We start from the raw sequence: 2,902 nt of genomic DNA on the forward strand, positions 1-2,902 counted from the left end.
CCGGCTACGCGCAGCCGCCTTCCGCAGCCCCGTCGCATCCAACTCGTCCCGCCTGATCGCAACCGTCATCGCCATCCCTCCCGTCAACGAAAGAAGGGAATCACGGCCCGACAGCGCGCGCACCTCACAATCGAGTCAAAAAAGAGGGCCGTTGGTATAAGCCGAGTTAAAGGCCATCCGGGAGGAGAACTACTACCGGCTGGCACCGGGAGTCGCCAGCTGGCCCGATGGCTCTGGCGCTGCCTCTCCATCTCGCGTTCGGACGGGCCATCCCAAGCCGGCAGCGAGGCGCGCGACTGCTCGTCAGATCCTGGCCATCTCGCGCCGGAGCGCATCCGGCAGCGCCGCTTCGGGCAGTCCGCCGAGGTTCAGCGCGATCTCTCGGCTGACGATGCCTCGTAGCGAAGTCGACAACTCGGCCCGAACGAGTCCCAGCATACGCGGACCCGCGACGATCGCCAGGCGGTCGAACGAACCGGCACGCCGGTGCGCTTCCACCAGTGCAAGGGCTTGGTGCAGGAACTCCACCTTGTCGCGCAGGAGCGGATCTGATCCGTTCTCCATGGCCGACCGGCGCCCGGCACTGCCCGGCGAAAAGCTGCGTCCCGGCTTGTCGGCCATGATCTCGTGGAGGTTGCGGTGTGGTGCGCGGATCACCAGTTCGGCAGCGGGCGCGGCCCCGGGCGCGGGCAAGCCCCGGACAATCCGGGCCCGCGTTTCGCTGATAACCAGAAACCATTCGACCGGCCTTTTCATGACGTTGGTTGCCTCCCTCGACGTTTGTCGATCCTTCACGTCCCTGGCGCATTGACCGACGTCACGACGAGGGCGCGCGTGCCGCTGGCCTGCCGCTTTCGCTTTCATTCCGAGTGCTAGTCGCCCCGAACGGGATCCTCGCTCGATGCAGCGAGGAGCGCATCGAGATCCGGGATCTCGAAGGTGGCCGGGTCCATGATCCGGATCACTCCGAGGTCGGAGAGGGCATGCAGCGCACGGCTCAGGGACTCCGGACGAACCGATAGTACGTTCGCGGCATGCTTCCGGCTGACAGGCAGTCTGACCTGGATGGGAGGCGAGGCTTCGGCGGATCCGTAGGCGTCCTGTCGCCGCGCCAGCATCGCCAGAAACGTCGCGACCCGCTCGATCACCCGGGTTCCGCTCAGCATGAGGATCCAGTCTCGCGCGGCGTCGAGCTCGTCCAGGACGGAGACCAGAAACAGGCGTTCGAGGTCCGGGTGATCCGACAGCAGCATATCGAAGGCCTCGCGGTCGAAGAAGAGAACGCGGGACTTCGCGACGGCAACAAGCCTGTGTGGGGCCGCGTCCCCTGTCAGACGCCCGAACAGATCGGTCGGCAGTAGAAGGCCTACCGTATGCTCCCTTCCGTCGGGCAGCCGTTTGACCATGGCCAGGGCGCCGTCCAGAAGATAGCCGACCTTCTGTCCTATGGTGCCTTCGGCCTCGAGGATCTCGCCCTCGGCCACCGCTTGCACATGTGCGTTGGCCGCAAGATCCGTCAGAACGTTCGGCCCCAGGCGGTCTAGGGCTTCACCGACATGCAGGTGGCCCGGTTCCAGAAGACGCCGCAGGTCGCGACTGGAGACATTCCGCACGACGATCACCTCGCAGCTACTGGGCGCCCAGGACGCGCCAGCAGATATTACTCTATTCTTCCCGGTCGGGTTGACGGAAATCAACCGACCCGCCTTGCCCCTGACGTAGGATCGCGCCGAGCAAGTCGGGAGGCTGCGATGCGGGAAGGGACGACTGTCGAAGTCCATTCGGGGAAGGCTGCGCCGTCTGCCGGGCCTGATCGAGGGCCGGGCACATCGCGCGGCCGGACCTGCGCAAGCTGCCTGGCTCGTCGTTCGGGGTTCTGTGGCGCCCTCGGAGAAGCGGACTTCGCCGCCATGTCGGTGCATGCCGACACCCGGATGATCCTTGCCGGCAGACCGCTCGACGTCGGCGACCAACAGGAACCTCTCGCGGTTCTGGTCTCGGGCTTCCTTCGCATCGCACGGCAACGTGCCGACGGTCGCCGGCAGATCGCTGCACTGATCTGCCCGGGGGACCTGATCGAGGTCTCGCAGATGACGGACTTCATGGAGATCGAGGCCGCGACCGATGCCACGATCTGCACCATCCCGCGTTCCAGAGCGGCCGGCATCCTGACGTCGAGCCATCCGTTCCGCCGGGCGCTGCTGGCGGCTCGGCAACGGATGGCGGACCGGATGCGGGAGCATGTCTGGGCGCTCGGTGCCTTGCATCCGGCCGGACGGATGGCGCTGTTCCTGGTCAACAGCTCCTCGATCATGCCCTGGCAAGCTCTGCCGTCGGGTGGCGGCATCCTGACGATGGAACTGGGCCGGGCGGACATCGCCGACTACCTCGGGACCACCGCGGAGACCGTGTGCCGGGTCGTCGGCAGGCTTGACGAGATGGGGCTGATCCGCGCGCGGGACCATCGGCATTTCGAGATTCCGGACCTGCGGCGGCTTGGCCGCTTCGCCGGGATCGGAAGTCCAATGGCGATCGATCCCGATGTTCCGCTCTTTGGTCGGGTGGCCGATGACGTCGGTCAATGCAAGTCGGCGGGACTTGTCGTCCAGTGATCCTGCCCCCGGGGCGACTGTTGACCGCTTTCCGAGTGACCTTCTGCCCCGTGCCGACGCTTCGGGGGCGCCTGGCCGGACCGCGCTCGTCCCACGCGGTCCGGCATCTTGCCACCGAAGGAGATGATCGATGAACGAGAGAACGCAGGTCGAACTCGACCGGAACGTCGGGTGCTGTCTCGAAGGTGGTGGAAATCGGTTCGACGCGATCTCCGGCGCTTTCAGCGTCACGGTTTCACGCGGCGAGGTCACTCGTTTGATCGGTCAGGGGGGCTGAGAGCGTCTCCCAG

The 2,902-nt window shown here is 66.1% G+C and carries 4 protein-coding genes; 2 read left to right on the forward strand and 2 right to left on the reverse strand.

Annotated features, from left to right (window positions below; all coding sequences use genetic code 11):
* Positions 1 to 303: 303 nt before the first annotated feature.
* The gene (locus DR046_RS22710; RefSeq protein ID WP_167767262.1) at positions 304 to 756 is read right to left on the reverse strand and encodes a host attachment protein; all 453 of its coding nucleotides are present in this window, start codon (positions 754 to 756) and stop codon (positions 304 to 306) included.
* A gap of 116 nt (positions 757 to 872) precedes the next feature.
* On the reverse strand, positions 873 to 1,781 hold the full coding sequence (locus DR046_RS23885) for a Crp/Fnr family transcriptional regulator (protein ID WP_167767263.1): 909 nt from the start codon (positions 1,779 to 1,781) through the stop codon (positions 873 to 875).
* Between the two features lie 129 nt (positions 1,782 to 1,910).
* On the opposite strand from DR046_RS23885, the gene DR046_RS23890 reads away from it, so the two are divergent.
* Together DR046_RS23890 and DR046_RS23895 are read left to right on the forward strand one after the other, a co-directional pair.
* The gene (locus DR046_RS23890) at positions 1,911 to 2,612 is read left to right on the forward strand and encodes a Crp/Fnr family transcriptional regulator (protein ID WP_167767264.1); all 702 of its coding nucleotides are present in this window, start codon (positions 1,911 to 1,913) and stop codon (positions 2,610 to 2,612) included.
* Between the two features lie 130 nt (positions 2,613 to 2,742).
* On the forward strand, positions 2,743 to 2,889 hold the full coding sequence (locus tag DR046_RS23895) for a hypothetical protein (protein WP_167767265.1): 147 nt from the start codon (positions 2,743 to 2,745) through the stop codon (positions 2,887 to 2,889).
* Positions 2,890 to 2,902 lie beyond the last annotated feature (13 nt).

This window comes from Jannaschia formosa, assembly GCF_003340555.1.
Classification (GTDB): Bacteria; Pseudomonadota; Alphaproteobacteria; order Rhodobacterales; family Rhodobacteraceae; genus Jannaschia; species Jannaschia formosa.